This window comes from Microvirga sp. ACRRW (genome assembly GCF_022346925.1).
Lineage (GTDB): Bacteria > Pseudomonadota > Alphaproteobacteria > Rhizobiales > Beijerinckiaceae > Microvirga.
The window spans coordinates 242,288-257,270 of record NZ_JAKRNJ010000001.1; the positions used below are offsets into that span (position 1 = coordinate 242,288).

The following is a 14,983-nucleotide window of genomic DNA, read 5'->3' on the forward strand; positions in this document are numbered from 1 at the left end:
TTTTCAACGTTTGCAAGCTGCATCAATTATTAGGCGCTTTTGGCGAATGGCAACGGCTCCGAATGAGCAAGCGTGAGGTTTTAGGCCTCAATCAGGGACTAATTTTTGAGCTTTCCACGACAGAGCCAGCGACGGCCTAGGTACAATATCTCATGCCCTGGGAACCTTGGCTTCACTACAGAGTTGCCGATGCGGTTCTCTTATGATCATGAACAACGTGCACTTACTTGACGAGACGAACGGACTGACAGGTTCTCATGCGGGCCTTGAAGCGGTCAGCAGCGCGGCGGCGCGCCCGGTCCTGAAGCCGGGCAGCAATTGCTGGCGCGTGGTTCCCGCAGACAGGGCGGCTGCCCTCATCGACGGAGCGGATTATTTCGCTCAACTGGAGGCCGCCCTGCGCAAGGCGCAGCACTCCATCATGATCATAGGCTGGGATTTCGACGGCAGCATTCGCCTGCGTCCGAATATGGATGCAGAAACCTCTCCGCCGCTCGGCCCCCTGCTCCGCTCGCTATTGGAGGAGAAGCCTGATCTCGAGATCCGCATCCTGGTCTGGAGCGTTGCCGTCGTGCATGCGCCTGGCGCCCCCGGACCGTTGATTTTCGGAGCTGAATGGCAGAACCACCCTCGCCTTCAGCTGCGCCTCGACAAGCATCATCCGCTTTATGCCGCGCATCACCAGAAGATCGTTTGCATCGACGACGGCCTTGCCTTCGTCGGCGGCATGGATCTGACCGTCAGGCGCTGGGACACGCAGGACCATGCCTGCGACAACCCCTATCGTCTTCGGGAAGACGGCACGATCTACGATCCGGTTCATGATGTTCAGATGGTCGTCACCGGGCCCGCCGCCCACTCCATCACGGAGCTCGCCTATGAACGCTGGCGGGTCGCGACAGGCGAAGAGATCGCATGCCTGCCCCACCCCGTGCCGGACATATGGCCTGCGGATCTTGCTCCCGATTTCACCAATGCTCCCGTTGCCATCGCACGAACCTTCCCGGCCTGGGGCGCGCAATGCTCCGTCCAGGAAGCCTCAGTGCTCAACGTCGATGCCCTGTCGGCGGCACGAAAGTCGATTTACATCGAAGCGCAATACATGACCGCGCCCTATATCGGCGATGTTCTGGAGCAGCAGCTTGCCAAGCCCGATGGTCCTGAGATCATCGTCATCCAAACGCATGAATCGCACGGCTGGGCCGAGAAGAAGGTGATGGGCACGAACCGGGACCGGCTCATCCGGCGCCTCCGCAAGGCAGACCGGTATGATCGGCTGCGGGTCTATTATCCTGTCGTGCCCACCAAAGACGGCTTCTGCCAGGTTCTGATTCACTCCAAGCTGATCATCGTAGACGACACCTTCCTGCGCATCGGCTCGTCGAACATGAACAACCGTTCCATCGGCCTTGATACCGAATGCGATCTCGCCGTCGAGGCTGTGAATGACGAGATGCGCGGCTCCATTCTCAAGCTTCGGGACCGCCTCCTGGGCGAGCATCTGGGAACTGAGCCGGAGGTCTTTTCGGAAGCCGTTTCGGAGGAAGGCGGTTCGCTGATCGCGGCTATCGAGCGCCTGAACGTGAACGACCGGCGCGTGCATGTTTTCGATGCGATGTTCGATGAAGGCCCTGCGGAGCCGGCCGTCGGCACAAGCCTTCTCGATCCCCTTGAGCCTTTCGAACCGCTCTGGTTTTTGAAACGCCCCAATGATTGATCAGGCTCTTGCAGGAGCCTGAGTCATTCCGGCGTGGGCATTGCTCTTCCGGCGATAGAAGAGTTCAGTCACCAGAAAAACGACGATGCCCATGCACAGCGGGATCAGGAAGTAGACGAAGCGGAACACCAGAAGCGATCCGATCAGGTCCTGCCCAGGCAGAAGATACATCACCACACTCTCGATGACACCAAGACCGCCGGGCACATGGCTGATGAGGGACGTCGTATTGGCGATCACATAAACCGACGCGACACCGACATAGGCAACATCGGTCACGGCGGCGAGCGCCTGATGAAGACAGGCGGCGACAAATGCAAAATTGACGGAGCCGACGATCACCTGCCCAATGGCAAGAGGCAGAGGGGGCATGTCGAGTTCCCAGCGCCAGATCCTGAGGGATTTCCGCATAAAGGCTGATAGCGTGAGATAGATTGCAGGCAGGGCCAAACAGGCAATGCCGAGAACGATGACGATGGTTTTCGACACCCCAGTGATCTCAACCGCGAGGTCGGAGCGCAGCAATAGCGCTGCGCCTCCCAGCACCATCAGCCCAACCCCGACAGTGATACCGCAGAAGAGGATCACCTTCGCCACCTGCTCGGCATTCAGTCCCCAACGCGTATAGAATCGATAGCGCACGGCGCCGCTGCTCAGGAATGCGAGGCCGATATTGTGGCCGATGGAGAGACTGGTGAAGGAGGCCCAAAGAGCCTTGTAATACGGCAGCGGCTTGCCGACGTAGCGCAGGGCAAGATAATCGAACCCGCTGAGGCAGAGATAACTCGCGGCGGCAAAGCCGCCTGCCGCGGCCAAGCGCGCCGCAGGAATGGCGGCAACGGCGGCAAGCAACTCATCCATACTGTAGCGGCTGAGCGTCCGGTAGAGCAGGAAAGCCGCGAGGCCGATGGCGAGAACCGCGATCAAAGGCTTCCAGATCTTCCGCATTCCTACTCCCGCATCACTAGGGCAAAGCTTGCCGACCGACCTGTCAGTCTCGGCTTATGACAATCAATCCCAGCATATGCCGGTTCCGTCCCTATTCGTGGATACGTTCCACCCCGGCCTTGTGCGCTTTCACCGGCATGACGTGGAACTCGATCATGAGAGGCAAGTGGTCCGATGCAACCCGCGCCATGGGCGAGCGCACGGATTCCACGCGCGCCACATGGATCGAGCGGCTGACGAAGGCATGATCGATCCGCAGCATCGGCATCCTGGACGGGAATGTGGGCATCGGGCGCTGATGGAGCATGGCGGCCTGGGCATCGCGAAGGCGGGATGCCAAGCGCCGATAGGCTCTGGACCGGGGCGATGCATTGAAATCACCCAACAGGATCACGGGCTCTCGGCAGGCCGGATGACCGAGCCATTGCGGTCCCATGAGGCAATCCACCTGCGCCAGACGTTCATAGCGGCGCAGGCCCAGATGCGTCGTAATCACCTGCACATCCGTACCGCCAAGGTTGATGGAGGCCCAGAGCGCGCCTCTCGGCTCCGGCGCCAGGCGGCCCGTTCCGCCCGGCAAGGGGCCCGCCTTGATCAATCGCGAGGGACGATGCGTCAGGATAGCGTTGCCGTATTCCTCTTCTACTACGCGAAGGCTGGCGTGAAAGTGCATCTGCATGCCAAGGGCCTGGGCGATGGAATCCGCCTGATCGATCCCCCCGGTCCGCGCCCGTCTGACGTCGAGTTCCTGAAGCGCCACCACGTCAGGCTCATAGGCTGCGATCACATCGGCAATGCGCCCCGGCGAGAGCCGCCCGTCCGTTCCAAGACAGCGGCGCACATTATAGGTCAGTATCCGAGGCACCTCGCCTCCCTTCCATAGAGATTGGTCGCAGATAAGGGAAAGGCTGCGGAACGGCAGCCTCAACAGCACTAACCCCTGAAGGCGGCATAATTTCCATTGCCCCTTCGCATATCGCAACATCATCCAATGGATTTGAAGGACCGAGCTTAACCGCTCAAGCCGAGGAGCATGGATTCCTCATCCGAGAAGAGGCGAGAACGCGTCAGGAAGCGGACATCGCGGCCATTCTCGAGGGAGAACATCCCTCCCCGGCCCGGCACCACATCGATGATCAGCTGCGTATGCTTCCAATACTCGTATTGAGAAGGGCTCATGTAGAAGGGAGCCCCACCGATGCTGCCGAGAAGCACATCGGCATCGCCCACGATGAAATCGTCCTTCGGGTAGCACATCGGGGATGAGCCGTCGCAGCATCCGCCGGATTGGTGAAACAGGACCGGGCCATACTCGTTCTGTAACGTCGCGATCAGATCAAGCGCGGCAGGTGTTGCCGTCACGCGCAGAATTTCGGCATCCATCCTCGGTTCCTTCCATGGCGATTGGGCCGGGGCGCAGTGCACCCCGGCCTCTGTTGGAGGCCGATCTCTTCAGACGACTGCCCCTACGTCTTCGTCCACGCCGGCCTCCTAAGGGATCAGAAGAAGCCGAGGGCCTTGTCGCTGTAGCTCACCAGCAGGTTCTTGGTTTGCTGATAATGATCCAGCATCATCTTGTGATTCTCACGGCCGATGCCCGATTGCTTGTAGCCGCCGAAGGCCGCATGTGCCGGATAAGCATGGTAGCAATTGGTCCAGACACGTCCCGCTTGAATGGCGCGGCCAAACCGATAGGCACGATTGCCGTTGCGCGTCCACACGCCGGCACCGAGGCCGTAGAGCGTATCGTTGGCGATGTGCAGCGCCTCGTCTTCGTCCTTGAAGGTAGTTACCGAGACCACCGGGCCGAAGATCTCCTCCTGGAACACGCGCATGCGGTTATGGCCGCGGAACACCGTGGGCTTCACGTAATAACCGCCTTCGAGATCGCCCGACATCACATTGCGTTCGCCGCCGGTGAGCACCTGAGCACCCTCCTGCTTGCCGATGTCGATATAGCTGAGAATCTTCTCGAGCTGCTCGCTGGAGGCCTGTGCTCCGACCATGGTGGCGGGATCGAGGGGATTTCCCTGCTTGATCGCTTCCACACGCTTGAGCGCCTTTTCCATGAAGCGGTCGTAGACCGACTCCTGAATCAAGGCGCGGCTCGGACAGGTGCAGACTTCGCCCTGGTTGAGGGCGAACATCACGAAGCCTTCGATGGCCTTGTCGAAGAAGGCATCGTCTTCCGCCACCACATCCGAGAAGAAGATGTTCGGCGACTTGCCGCCCAGTTCCAGCGTGACCGGAATGAGGTTCTGGCTCGCATATTGCATGATGAGCCGGCCCGTCGTCGTCTCACCCGTGAAGGCGATCTTTGCGATCCGGGAACTCGATGCCAGCGGCTTGCCCGCTTCGAGACCGAAACCGTTGACGATGTTGAGAACGCCGGGAGGCAGGAGATCCCCCACGAGTTCCGCCCAAAGCAGGATCGAGGATGGCGTCTGCTCGGCGGGTTTCAGCACGACGCAATTGCCGGCGGCAAGCGCGGGAGCAAGCTTCCAGGTCGCCATGAGAATCGGGAAGTTCCAGGGAATGATCTGTCCCACCACGCCGAGCGGCTCATGGAAGTGATAAGCGACCGTATCGTGATCGATCTCGGCGGCGGAACCTTCCTGCGCTCTGATGCAACTCGCAAAGTAGCGGAAGTGATCGATGGCGAGTGGAATATCGGCGGCTGTCGTCTCGCGGATCGGCTTGCCGTTATCCCAGGTCTCGGCCAGTGCCAGGAGGTCGAGGTTTTCCTCCATGCGGTCGGCGATCTCGTTGAGGATGCGGGCGCGCTCGGCAGGCGCCGTCTTTCCCCAGGCATCCTTCGCCGCATGGGCCGCATCCAGGGCCGCTTCAATGTCGTCTTTGTCTGAGCGCGCCACCTCGCAGAGCACCTTGCCGTTCACGGGCGATGTGTTCTCGAAATATTTTCCTGCGACCGGCTCTCTCCACTCACCGCCGATGTAATTCCCATAGCGGCTTTTGAAGGGAACTTTCGGCGTCGACAGAAACTCTGGCTTGTTCATTGATTTCCTCCCAGATGAACATCGCCGTATGAGCAAGTTGCATGCCAGGCGCAGGTTTTGCAGGGCAGCAATCATTGTTGCAAAGCGGCAAGTCATTGCCTGATTTGAGCCCTTTGAAGCTGTCGCGCTTGTGTACTTTTGACCGCTTCGCATTATCTCAGCTTCAGCTATCATGCTCAGCGTCACGTAAAGAAACGCATCTGCGACAGCTGTTGCAATTTGCGACACCGGACAGGAGGAAGCCGTGTCGTCAGATAAGATTCAGCATGCGCGTCAATCGTTCTTCTCTAAAGGCGTCGTTCCTAGGGGATTGATTTCCCAGCCTATCCTGCGCTCCTGGAACCGATGCGCGGCATTGGGTCTCGAGGGGCGCGCCAATTCGCTGCCGGAGCCCCTGACCTCCCATGAGTTCGCAGCCTCCGCCGAAGAGGCGGAACTCTTCAGGCGTCTTTGCCGGCCCGAGATCGAGGCGCTCTATGCGGATGCGCAGGCGACCGACAGCATTGTCATTCTCACCAATGCGCAGGGGCTCGTTCTCGACACATTGGGCAGCCTCGGCTTTGCGCAACGCGCGGCCCGCGTGGCTCTCATGCCCGGCGTTCCCTGGAGCGAGCAGAATGTCGGCACGAACGCCATCGGCACGGCCCTCGCGGAAAGCTGCCCGATCGAGGTGCGCGGCGCGGAACATTATCTCGAATGCAACAGGATCTTGAGCTGCTCGGCCACTCCCATCATCGGCCCGCATGGAAATGTGCTGGGCGTCCTCGATCTGTCCGGTCCCGCCGATGTGCACCATGCTCATGCGCTGGGTCTGGTGCGGCTTGCGGCGGAGCAGATAGAGCATCGTTTCTTCGAGCACGGCTTCGAGCATGCGGACATCGTGCGTTTCCACACGGATCCGGCGATGCTCGGAACACCGCGCGAAGGGATCCTGGTCTTCGAGGACGGACGCCTCAAGGCAGCCAACCGGCAGGGGCTGCATTTCGTCGGCCGCACCTTCGATGCGCTGGGCCGCACGACCTGGGATGACCTTTTCCAAAACGGTGTTGCGGCTCTGGCCGATACGGGTGCCTTGAAGCGGTGCGATGGAGTGCCCCTTCGCGGGCGGCTCGATCAGCGCAAGCGCAGCACTGTGTCGACGCTCCGGAGCAACAAGGCCGTTCCGCCCACAAACGTCGCACCGATCTTCAATTCGGAAACGCACAAGGCTCTCACCCGTGCCGTTCGCCTGATCGATGCCGATGTCCCGGTTCTGGTTTGGGGAGAAACCGGCACAGGCAAGGAGGTTTTCGCCCGTGCGGTCCATGGCGGAAGCGCGCGCGCCGGAAAGCCTTTCGTCGCCGTCAATTGCGCGGCCTTTCCGGAAACATTGATGGAAGCGGAGCTGTTCGGCTATCAGGCCGGCGCCTTCACCGGCGCACGCACCGGCGGATCGAAGGGACACTTGCGGGAGGCCGACGGTGGCGTGCTGTTCCTCGACGAGATCGGCGACATGCCTCTTGCCCTGCAAACCAAGCTGCTGCGCGTCCTCCAGGAGCGCGAGGTTGTGCCGCTCGGCGGCAGCCGCGCTGTCCCGGTTGATTTCACGCTGATCTGCGCCACGAACCGAAACCTGTCAGAACTCGTCCAGAGCGGCGGGTTCCGCTCCGATCTCTATTTCCGGATTGCGCAATACACGATCGAGCTGCAGCCCCTGAGATCCCGTGCTGACCGGAGGCAACTGATCGACGAGGTCTGGAAGTGCCTTGGAGCGGCCGGTCGAAACGTGCGCCTGGAGGAAGAGTGCCGCGAGCGCCTCTCGACCTATGCATGGCCCGGCAATTTCCGTCAGCTGGTCGGCTGCCTGCGGGCGATGCTGGCGCTCGGTGAACCGGGCGACCGGCTGGGGATCGATGCCCTTCCGCCCGATGTTCGGCTGGCAGCGGACGCAGTCGGCCCCCTGCCCGTCAAGAAAGCAGAACCTCATCCGGCAACGCTGGACTCGATGACCATGGCGGCCATGAGGAATGCCCTCGAAGCGGCGGAAGGGAATGTTTCCCGCGCGGCGCGCCGTCTCGGGATCAGCCGCAGCACCCTTTACCGGCGCCTCCAAGGCAACGCTTGAAGCACAAAAAGAACGGGAGCCGTGCGTACATCCGGCACTAGCTCCCGCCTTTCTGACCAATCGCCCGAGCGACCGGATTGGCTCAAGATACGCCCGAATCCATGGATGGCGGGGACGCATAGGAGGTATGAAACCGCCTCCTTCGAGGGCTTTCCCTCTTGCGGGACCAAGCAGCCTGGGGCACTGACCGAACCGATGAAAAACCGTCTCCGGCTTTGAAGGAAAAAGAGATTTTCCTATTGGGCCGGACGGGTTATGGGCTTGCCTGACAGGCAAACGGAGACGACATGAGCGAGCAGTTCTCTCTTCAGAAAGACAAGATCCGGGTGCTTCTGCTCGAAGGGGTGAACGAGAGCGCCGTCGAGATGATCCGGTCGGCGGGCTACACGAACATTACCTATCTGAAGACGGCTCTCGACGAGAAGGATCTGATCGAGTCCCTGCAGGGCGTTCATATTCTCGGCATCCGCTCCCGCACGCAGCTGACCCGCGAGGTGATCGCCGCCGCCAATCGCCTCATCGCCGTCGGCTGCTTCAGCGTGGGCACGAACCAGGTCGATCTGGAAGCGGCGCGCCAAGCCGCCATTCCCGTCTTCAACGCCCCCTTCTCAAACACCCGCAGCGTCGCTGAACTCGTGATCGGCGAGATCGTCATGCTGCTGCGCCGCGTTTTCCCGAAATCCGCTGCCGCTCATACAGGCGGTTGGGACAAGTCGGCCATCGACAGCCATGAGGTGCGCGGCAAGACGCTCGGCATCGTCGGTTACGGCAATATCGGCTCGCAGCTTTCCTATCTCGCCGAGTCCATGGGCATGCGCGTGATCTTCTACGATCAGACCGACAAGCTGCGCCATGGCAACACGGAACCGGCGGACAGCCTGTACGATCTGCTGGGCCAGAGCGACGTGGTAAGCCTGCATGTTCCCGAGACGCCCGCCACGCATGGCATGATCGGCAAAAGCGAGATCGCCGCCATGAAGAAAGGCGCTTATCTCATCAACAACAGCCGCGGCACGGTGGTGGATCTCGATGCTCTCGCGGACGCGCTGAAGAGCGGCCATCTGCGCGGCGCCGCCGCCGATGTGTTCCCCGTCGAGCCTGCATCCAACAAGGAGCGCTTCGTGACGCCGCTCCAGGGCCTCGACAACGTTATTCTTACCCCGCATATCGGCGGCTCCACGGAAGAGGCGCAGGAACGCATCGGCGCCGAAGTCGCTCGCAAGCTGATCGATTATTCCGATGTCGGCTCGACCATCGGAGCGGTGAACTTCCCGCAGGTGCAGCTGTCGTCGCGCGCCACCGGCACACGCTACATCCACGTGCATCGCAACGTGCCCGGCATGCTTGGCCGCCTCAATCAGGTTTTCTCGGCGCGCGGCCTCAACATTACGGCGCAGCACCTGCAAACCGACGGCGAGATGGGTTATGTGGTGATCGAGGTGGAAGGCCAGCCCGAGCACAGCCGGGAAACGCTGCACGAGATCCGCGCTCTGGACGGCACGATCCGCGCTCGCCTGCTTTATGCGCTCGGCTGATCGAACGGATACAACCAAGTGCCGCACTTTTCCATAGCGCCGCTTCGTGCTTGGATTGCCGCATGATCGCAAGCGTTCAGGACCGTATCCGAAGCCTCCTGCAACAGACGGCAACGCGCCTCTCGGATGCGGCGCGCTTGCCCTCCGTGGTGGTGGAGGACACCGAGGTGACGCTCGGTGCTGTCGATCCGCCGCCTGGACTGCGGGCACGCGATCCGTTAGGCAGCGCGGCAACCCTGCCCTCACCTCCTCCCGATGAGCTGGACAACCCGACAGACATGAGCGCCTCCGTCGACACATTAGCCGAGCAGATGCTGACTCTGGTGGATATTGTTTCCGCCCAGGAGAAGGACATCAAAGCCCTGAGAGAGCAATGCAGAAAACTCGAAGAGCACAACCAGGCCGTCATGGTTGCCTTCTCGGCTTTCTTTCACGTTCTCTCGGTTGGGCGCGTGGCGAAAGCGAGCGAAATCGCCTCTCTTCTGCAGAACATCAGTAAGATCGCAGAGCAGGAAGGCCGCCCCAAGGAATCCGTGATTTTCCTTCAAAATCTCGCAAAGATGGTTCCGGGCCACTCGGAGCCTGAACAAGGCGCATAGCCGCGCTCTCCTGCTTCTCCGAAACATGCGCCGTTAAGCATCCCTTAACCTTAAGGTTTCATGATCGGAGGGCTGCTGATCCATACGCAGCCATCCGGCCAGCGCCGTCATCTCCGCCTTGCCGCGATGAAACCGTCGAAGGCACCTTCACGGAAGGAAACGGTTCATGTCGGTGGAAAGGGCGAATGTCGCGGTCGAGCACATGATTGCAGATCATGTTGCTGTTTCCTTCAAGCAGAAGGCCTCCCCCGCCGGAGCGGAGAGCACTGCAGCCCAGATCCGCCAGTGCATCACAGACAAGTTTGAACTTGTTGCGCCCGGCAACGAGCAGGACAACTCTCCCCCTGCGATCCAGCTTTTACGCGATAGCCTGATCAAGGCATTCTCGCCAGCGCAGGCGCCCAACACCTCGCAGAGCCGCGCCGAGCAGCTTGCATTGCTGCACAGCTCTCTTGAGGGCATGCGCCGCATTTCCGCAGTTGCAACTCTTAAGCCGGGAAAGCCTGTCCATGTCGATCTGCTGCTTGAACGTCAGCAGCTCGTTCTGAAGAACGAATTCACGGAAGGTTTCGGGCGGTTCGAGACTTGGCTCATCTCAATTGCAGCTCTCGCCCTCGTTCTTCTCAATGCCATCGACTATCTCTGGGCCATCCCGATCCTCGCCCTCAGCGTTGGCCGGTCCTGGCATCTCGATCGTCAATGCAAGAAGCGTCGCGAGAGAATTGCGGAGATCGATGCGGTCGTTCAGCCGGCTGCGCGGACATCTCACAGCTGAGACGGCAGAAGAGCATCCCGCAAGGCCTGCCAGCTTTCCCGATCCGGCGCGTTGATCAATCCGCCGCCTCGATTGATCGGCCGGTATGGCGAACCGTCGAAATGAGCCGAGTAGCCCCCGGCCTCGTGATGGATCAGCCAGCCAGCCGCATGATCCCAAGGCATCACGCTCGACGAGAAGGCGAAGTGCATATGTCCGCTCGCGATCTGGCGATAAGCGTGCGCGGCGCATCTCAGATTCGTGACCATGGCAATGCGCGGAAAATTGGCTGTCACCGCCTGCATCAGCGTCTCCGGCAGATAACGCCAGGATACGTTCCCCACCATCTCCGCAAGAGGAACGGGTGAAGCCACCTGCAATGCCTGCGTGGTGCCGTCCTGCCGCTGCATCCACGCACCTTCTCCACGCACGGCAACCGCCCAATCGTCCAAGATCGGGTCGAGGATGACGCCGCACACCACTTCTCCCTTCACCACAGCGGCGGCCATGACACCGAACAGCGGCAAGCCGGATGCGAAGTTCAAGGTGCCGTCGACGGGGTCTAGAATGAAGGCGAGATCGGCATCGGCCAATCCGTCGAGAAGCTGAGGGCTCCGGCTCACGCCCTCCTCGCCGATGACGACGGCATTCGGAAAAGCGCGCAGGAGATCCGCTTCGATGACACGCTCCGCTGCCTCGTCCGCATCCGTCACCAGATCGAGCTGCGATGACTTCGTGCGAATGGCGCCTTCGGACAGGTTCCTGAATCTCGGCAGGATTTCAGCTTGCGCGGCATTCCTGAGAATCTCTGCAACGGTGACGGCATTGGCTCTGGAAAAGATCATCGGCTTTCGCGCTATATTGATGGTTGCTTGACGATGCTTTGTAGCGGTTAAGGTCAGATCATCTCAAGCGGGCGCTTGCGTTTCGGTGGTGGAAACTCGGCGTCGATGGCATTCAACTCATCAGGGCTGAGTTGAATGTCGAGAGCTTTCCGATTTTCGCGCACATGATCTGTGCTCGATGCCTTGGGAATGGCGATGATGCCGGGCTTCTGCAAAAGCCATGCGAGAGCGATCTGATACGGGCTCGCTTTGTGGTGTCGTCCGATGGTCTGCAAGATTCCCGCCTTTGGCAAGCGTCCCTGCTCGATGGGGCTGTAGGCCATCAATGGCATCTTCCGCTCCGCCATCCACGGGATCAGATCGTATTCGGGTCCGCGTCGCGTCACGTTGTAGAGAATCTGATTGGTTGCACAATTGGTGCCGCCCTCAATCTCGAACAGCTCTTCCATGTCGTCCGTGTCGAAATTGCTGACGCCCCAATGGCGGATCTTACCGGAGCGGCGCAGATCCTCGAAGCCTGCCACCGTCTCTTCCAAGGGCTCATTTCCCCGCCAGTGCAACAGATAAAGATCGAGACGATCTGCTTTAAGCCGTCTCAAGCTGCGCTCGCATGCTTCAACGACACCCTTGCGGCTGGCATTATGCGGATAAACCTTGCTCACGAGAAACAGGCTTTCTCGCTCTGCTCCGAGGGCCTCCGCGATCAGCTTTTCGGATGCGCCCTCTCCATACATTTCCGCCGTATCGATCAGGGTCATGCCCAATTCGACACCCAGACGCAGCGCCTCGATTTCTTGAGCGCGCCCGGTGCTCTTTTCAGCCATCTGCCAAGTGCCTTGCCCGAGCGCGGGAACGGTCTCTCCCGAAGGCAGCACGACGTGTCGGCTCATGATGGCTCCTTAGACTGTCAGGTTTTTGCTTGAGACTATTGCAGGCGCGGTGTTTTCATGAAGCGACCGCGGTCGGCGGACCTGATCGTCACGTCGAAAGTGTCCCCTTCACGCTCCAGCGTGAGAGGCACATCCACGCCCGCAGGACCCAGCGCCCAGATGGCGCGGTAGAACTCGGCAAGCGATGTCACGACTTGCCCGGCAACGGCATGAACATTGTCTCCGGCTCTCAAGCCCGCGCGCTGCGCTGGAGCATCGCCGGCAAGGCCGATGACAGCGACCTGATCTTCTTCGGTTTCCGAGACATAGAAACCAAGCCACGGCTTCGGCGGCTTGCCGACGCGGCCAAGGGTCAGCAGGTCGTCGAGAATGGGTTTGAGGAGATCGATGGGCACGCTCATGTTCAGGGGAACGACGGCGCCGCCCTGCGCCTGATGCTGAAGCTGGAGCGAACCGATGCCGACGAGATCGCCACGCGGGCCGATCAGCGCCGTACCGCCCCAATTGGGATGGGCCGGCACCGTGAAGATGGCGTTGTCGATGAGATATTCCCAATATCCCGCAAATTCCTGACATGCGACGACCTGAGCCGCCAGGGCATGTTCACGCCCTCCGCTACCGCCCATCACCAGCTGGTCTCCGGGCAGGAGACGCCGGGAATCCCCGATCGGCATGACCGGCAACCCGAGCGGCTCGAGCGCCTGCACGAGACCGAATCCGCTGTCGTAATCGTAGGCGATCACATGGGCCTCGACCGTGCGGCCCTTGTTGGTGGTAAGCCACACTTCCTCGGCTTCGGCGATGAGGTATCCGATGGTCACGACGAGCCCGTCCGCGCGGATCACGACGCCCTGCCCAGCCCGTTCGGTTCCGAGGGTCTCGGCGGTAAAGGCATCCTCCGGCACGTGGCTGCGGATCGAGACGATGGAGTTCAGGGCCTCCCGAAGGTCATAGGAGAGCGCATCCGGATCGGGCTGAAACTCGGGCGGGACCTGCCATTCCTCCGGTGAATGCATCGGAAAACTCCTTACCCCGCCTCGCGAGGCCCCAAAGAACGGGTCCTCGAAAGAACATCTACACCATCAAGATGGCGAAAAATGCTGGACCTTCAACCCAGGCTCCTCCGATTGGTGCCGAGGATCGCCTTAGGAGACTTGACCTAAATCAAGGCTGATTGAACGGAACCGGAGCAAAGGACTGGCATGACGCCAGAACTCATTGCCCGCTATGACCAGCGCGTGCCGCGCTACACGAGCTATCCCACCGCTCCGCATTTCAAGCCGGATGTGGACCATGCAACCTATGCGCAATGGCTCTCTGAGCTTTCGCCCCAGACGGCGCTCTCGCTCTACCTGCACGTGCCTTTCTGCGCAGAGCTTTGCCTCTATTGCGGCTGCCACACCACGGTGGCCCGCACCTACAGCCCGGTCGCTTCCTATGTGGAGCTTCTGGAGCGGGAAATCGAACTCGTGGCCCAGCATCTGCCGGGCCGCATGGGCGTCACGCATATCCATTGGGGCGGCGGCACGCCGACGATCCTGTCCGGAGACGATCTCAGGCGCATCATGAGCCTTCTGGAGCGCTCCTTCGGCATCCGCTCGACCGCCGAGATCGCCGTGGAGATCGATCCGCGCACTCTCACTCTCGAGCACGTGGACGCGCTCGCCGCTTCCGGCCTCAACCGGGCGAGCCTGGGCGTGCAGGATTTTGACCCCAAGGTTCAGGAGACCATCAACCGGGTCCAGTCCTTCGAGCAGACGGCCAAGGTTGCCGGCTGGCTGCGTCATGCCGGCGTGACGGGCCTGAACCTCGATCTCATGTACGGCCTTCCCTACCAGACCACCGAGAGCGTTCTGCGTACCATCGAGCAGGCCCTTCGGCTCGACCCCGACCGCATCGCCCTCTTCGGCTACGCCCATGTGCCGTGGATGAAGCGTCATCAGGCGCTGCTGCCGGAAGAGGCCATGCCCGATGCCGTCCAGCGCGTCGAGCAGAACACAGCGGCGGCGGCGGCCCTGCTAGAGGCGGGCTATGTCCAGATCGGCATCGACCATTTCGCCAAGCCTAGCGATCCCATGGTCGCTCGCCAGCGCGAGGGGCGCCTGCACCGGAATTTTCAGGGCTACACCACCGACGAGGCCACGGCCCTCATCGGCTTCGGCACCTCGGCCATCGGCTCCCTGCCGCAGGGCTATATCCAGAACGCTCCAAGCACCGTTGCCTATCGCGAGGCGATCACGAACGGCCGCCTGCCCACCGTGCGTGGGGTTGCCCTGACCGATGACGACCGTCTGCGCCGGAACATCATTGAGCGGCTCATGTGCGACTTCGCGGTCGATCTCGGCGGGATTGCCCCCGATCAATCCGACTTCAGCGCGGAGATCACGGCCATCGATGAACTCGCCCGCGACGGATTGGTGAAGCGCGAGGGCTTGTCCATCGAAATCCCCGAGGACAGCCGCCTCCTGGTCCGGAACGTCTGCGCGGCGTTCGACCGCTATCTGGAAAGCGGGGTCGCGCGGCATTCGCGCGCTGTCTGAACCCTTTTGAAGGGCATCAACGGGTCGAAAGGCA

At 61.0% G+C, this 14,983-nt stretch carries 13 protein-coding genes; 6 read left to right on the forward strand and 7 right to left on the reverse strand.

Annotated features, from left to right (window positions below; genetic code table 11):
* The first annotated feature begins 202 nt into the window (after positions 1–202).
* Complete coding sequence (locus MHY87_RS01260; protein ID WP_239348597.1) at positions 203–1,717, forward strand: phospholipase D-like domain-containing protein; 1,515 nt, start codon at positions 203–205, stop codon at positions 1,715–1,717.
* On the opposite strand, the gene MHY87_RS01265 is transcribed toward MHY87_RS01260, so the two are convergent.
* From MHY87_RS01265 to adh, 4 genes are all read right to left on the reverse strand, one after another.
* Positions 1,718–2,665, reverse strand: coding sequence for a lysylphosphatidylglycerol synthase domain-containing protein (locus MHY87_RS01265; protein ID WP_239348599.1), 948 nt, complete (start codon positions 2,663–2,665; stop codon positions 1,718–1,720).
* Between the two features lie 91 nt (positions 2,666–2,756).
* Positions 2,757–3,530 (reverse strand): endonuclease/exonuclease/phosphatase family protein, encoded by a 774-nt coding sequence (locus MHY87_RS01270; RefSeq protein ID WP_239348601.1) that lies wholly within the window; start codon positions 3,528–3,530, stop codon positions 2,757–2,759.
* A gap of 146 nt (positions 3,531–3,676) precedes the next feature.
* The gene (locus MHY87_RS01275; RefSeq protein ID WP_239348603.1) at positions 3,677–4,048 is read right to left on the reverse strand and encodes a DUF779 domain-containing protein; all 372 of its coding nucleotides are present in this window, start codon (positions 4,046–4,048) and stop codon (positions 3,677–3,679) included.
* Positions 4,049–4,164: 116 nt separating this feature from the next.
* Positions 4,165–5,682, reverse strand: a complete 1,518-nt coding sequence (adh, locus tag MHY87_RS01280; RefSeq protein ID WP_239348605.1) for an aldehyde dehydrogenase — start codon at positions 5,680–5,682, stop codon at positions 4,165–4,167.
* 244 nt (positions 5,683–5,926) lie between these two features.
* Here adh and MHY87_RS01285 point away from each other — a divergent pair, with 244 nt between their 5' ends.
* The 4 genes from MHY87_RS01285 (at position 5,927) to MHY87_RS01300 (ending at position 10,695) form a co-directional block, all read left to right on the forward strand.
* Positions 5,927–7,786 (forward strand): sigma-54-dependent Fis family transcriptional regulator, encoded by a 1,860-nt coding sequence (locus MHY87_RS01285; protein ID WP_239348607.1) that lies wholly within the window; start codon positions 5,927–5,929, stop codon positions 7,784–7,786.
* 287 nt (positions 7,787–8,073) lie between these two features.
* Positions 8,074–9,321, forward strand: a complete 1,248-nt coding sequence (gene serA, locus MHY87_RS01290) for a phosphoglycerate dehydrogenase (protein WP_239348609.1) — start codon at positions 8,074–8,076, stop codon at positions 9,319–9,321.
* A 62-nt stretch (positions 9,322–9,383) separates the two neighbouring features.
* Entirely contained in the window at positions 9,384–9,920 is a 537-nt protein-coding gene (locus MHY87_RS01295; RefSeq protein ID WP_239348611.1) for a hypothetical protein, read from the forward strand.
* Between the two features lie 166 nt (positions 9,921–10,086).
* On the forward strand, positions 10,087–10,695 hold the full coding sequence (locus MHY87_RS01300; protein ID WP_239348613.1) for a hypothetical protein: 609 nt from the start codon (positions 10,087–10,089) through the stop codon (positions 10,693–10,695).
* On the opposite strand, the gene MHY87_RS01305 is transcribed toward MHY87_RS01300, so the two are convergent.
* The 3 genes from MHY87_RS01305 to MHY87_RS01315 are packed head-to-tail and all read right to left on the reverse strand — an operon-like array spanning position 10,686 to position 13,425.
* Positions 10,686–11,519, reverse strand: a complete 834-nt coding sequence (locus MHY87_RS01305; protein ID WP_239348615.1) for an inositol monophosphatase family protein — start codon at positions 11,517–11,519, stop codon at positions 10,686–10,688. The two genes, MHY87_RS01300 and MHY87_RS01305, sit on opposite strands and share 10 nt — an antisense overlap.
* Before the next feature lie 53 nt (positions 11,520–11,572).
* Positions 11,573–12,409 (reverse strand): aldo/keto reductase, encoded by an 837-nt coding sequence (locus MHY87_RS01310; RefSeq protein ID WP_239348617.1) that lies wholly within the window; start codon positions 12,407–12,409, stop codon positions 11,573–11,575.
* Between the two features lie 35 nt (positions 12,410–12,444).
* Complete coding sequence (locus MHY87_RS01315) at positions 12,445–13,425, reverse strand: S1C family serine protease (protein WP_239348619.1); 981 nt, start codon at positions 13,423–13,425, stop codon at positions 12,445–12,447.
* A 186-nt stretch (positions 13,426–13,611) separates the two neighbouring features.
* Between MHY87_RS01315 and hemN the strand changes: the two genes are divergently transcribed.
* Entirely contained in the window at positions 13,612–14,949 is a 1,338-nt protein-coding gene (gene hemN, locus MHY87_RS01320) for an oxygen-independent coproporphyrinogen III oxidase (protein ID WP_239348621.1), read from the forward strand.
* Positions 14,950–14,983 lie beyond the last annotated feature (34 nt).

What these genes read in the sequence shown, in the direction of transcription:
- MHY87_RS01275 (WP_239348603.1), bottom strand. Translation starts at nt 4,048, where the DNA reads ATGGATGCCGAAATTCTGCGCGTGACGGCAACACCTGCCGCGCTTGAT.
- serA (WP_239348609.1), top strand. Translation starts at nt 8,074, where the DNA reads ATGAGCGAGCAGTTCTCTCTTCAGAAAGACAAGATCCGGGTGCTTCTG.
- MHY87_RS01300 (WP_239348613.1), top strand. Translation starts at nt 10,087, where the DNA reads ATGTCGGTGGAAAGGGCGAATGTCGCGGTCGAGCACATGATTGCAGAT.
- hemN (WP_239348621.1), top strand. Translation starts at nt 13,612, where the DNA reads ATGACGCCAGAACTCATTGCCCGCTATGACCAGCGCGTGCCGCGCTAC.
- MHY87_RS01295 (WP_239348611.1), top strand. Translation starts at nt 9,384, where the DNA reads ATGATCGCAAGCGTTCAGGACCGTATCCGAAGCCTCCTGCAACAGACG.
- MHY87_RS01315 (WP_239348619.1), bottom strand. Translation starts at nt 13,425, where the DNA reads ATGCATTCACCGGAGGAATGGCAGGTCCCGCCCGAGTTTCAGCCCGAT.
- MHY87_RS01265 (WP_239348599.1), bottom strand. Translation starts at nt 2,665, where the DNA reads ATGCGGAAGATCTGGAAGCCTTTGATCGCGGTTCTCGCCATCGGCCTC.
- MHY87_RS01305 (WP_239348615.1), bottom strand. Translation starts at nt 11,519, where the DNA reads ATGATCTTTTCCAGAGCCAATGCCGTCACCGTTGCAGAGATTCTCAGG.
- MHY87_RS01260 (WP_239348597.1), top strand. Translation starts at nt 203, where the DNA reads ATGATCATGAACAACGTGCACTTACTTGACGAGACGAACGGACTGACA.
- adh (WP_239348605.1), bottom strand. Translation starts at nt 5,682, where the DNA reads ATGAACAAGCCAGAGTTTCTGTCGACGCCGAAAGTTCCCTTCAAAAGC.
- MHY87_RS01310 (WP_239348617.1), bottom strand. Translation starts at nt 12,409, where the DNA reads ATGAGCCGACACGTCGTGCTGCCTTCGGGAGAGACCGTTCCCGCGCTC.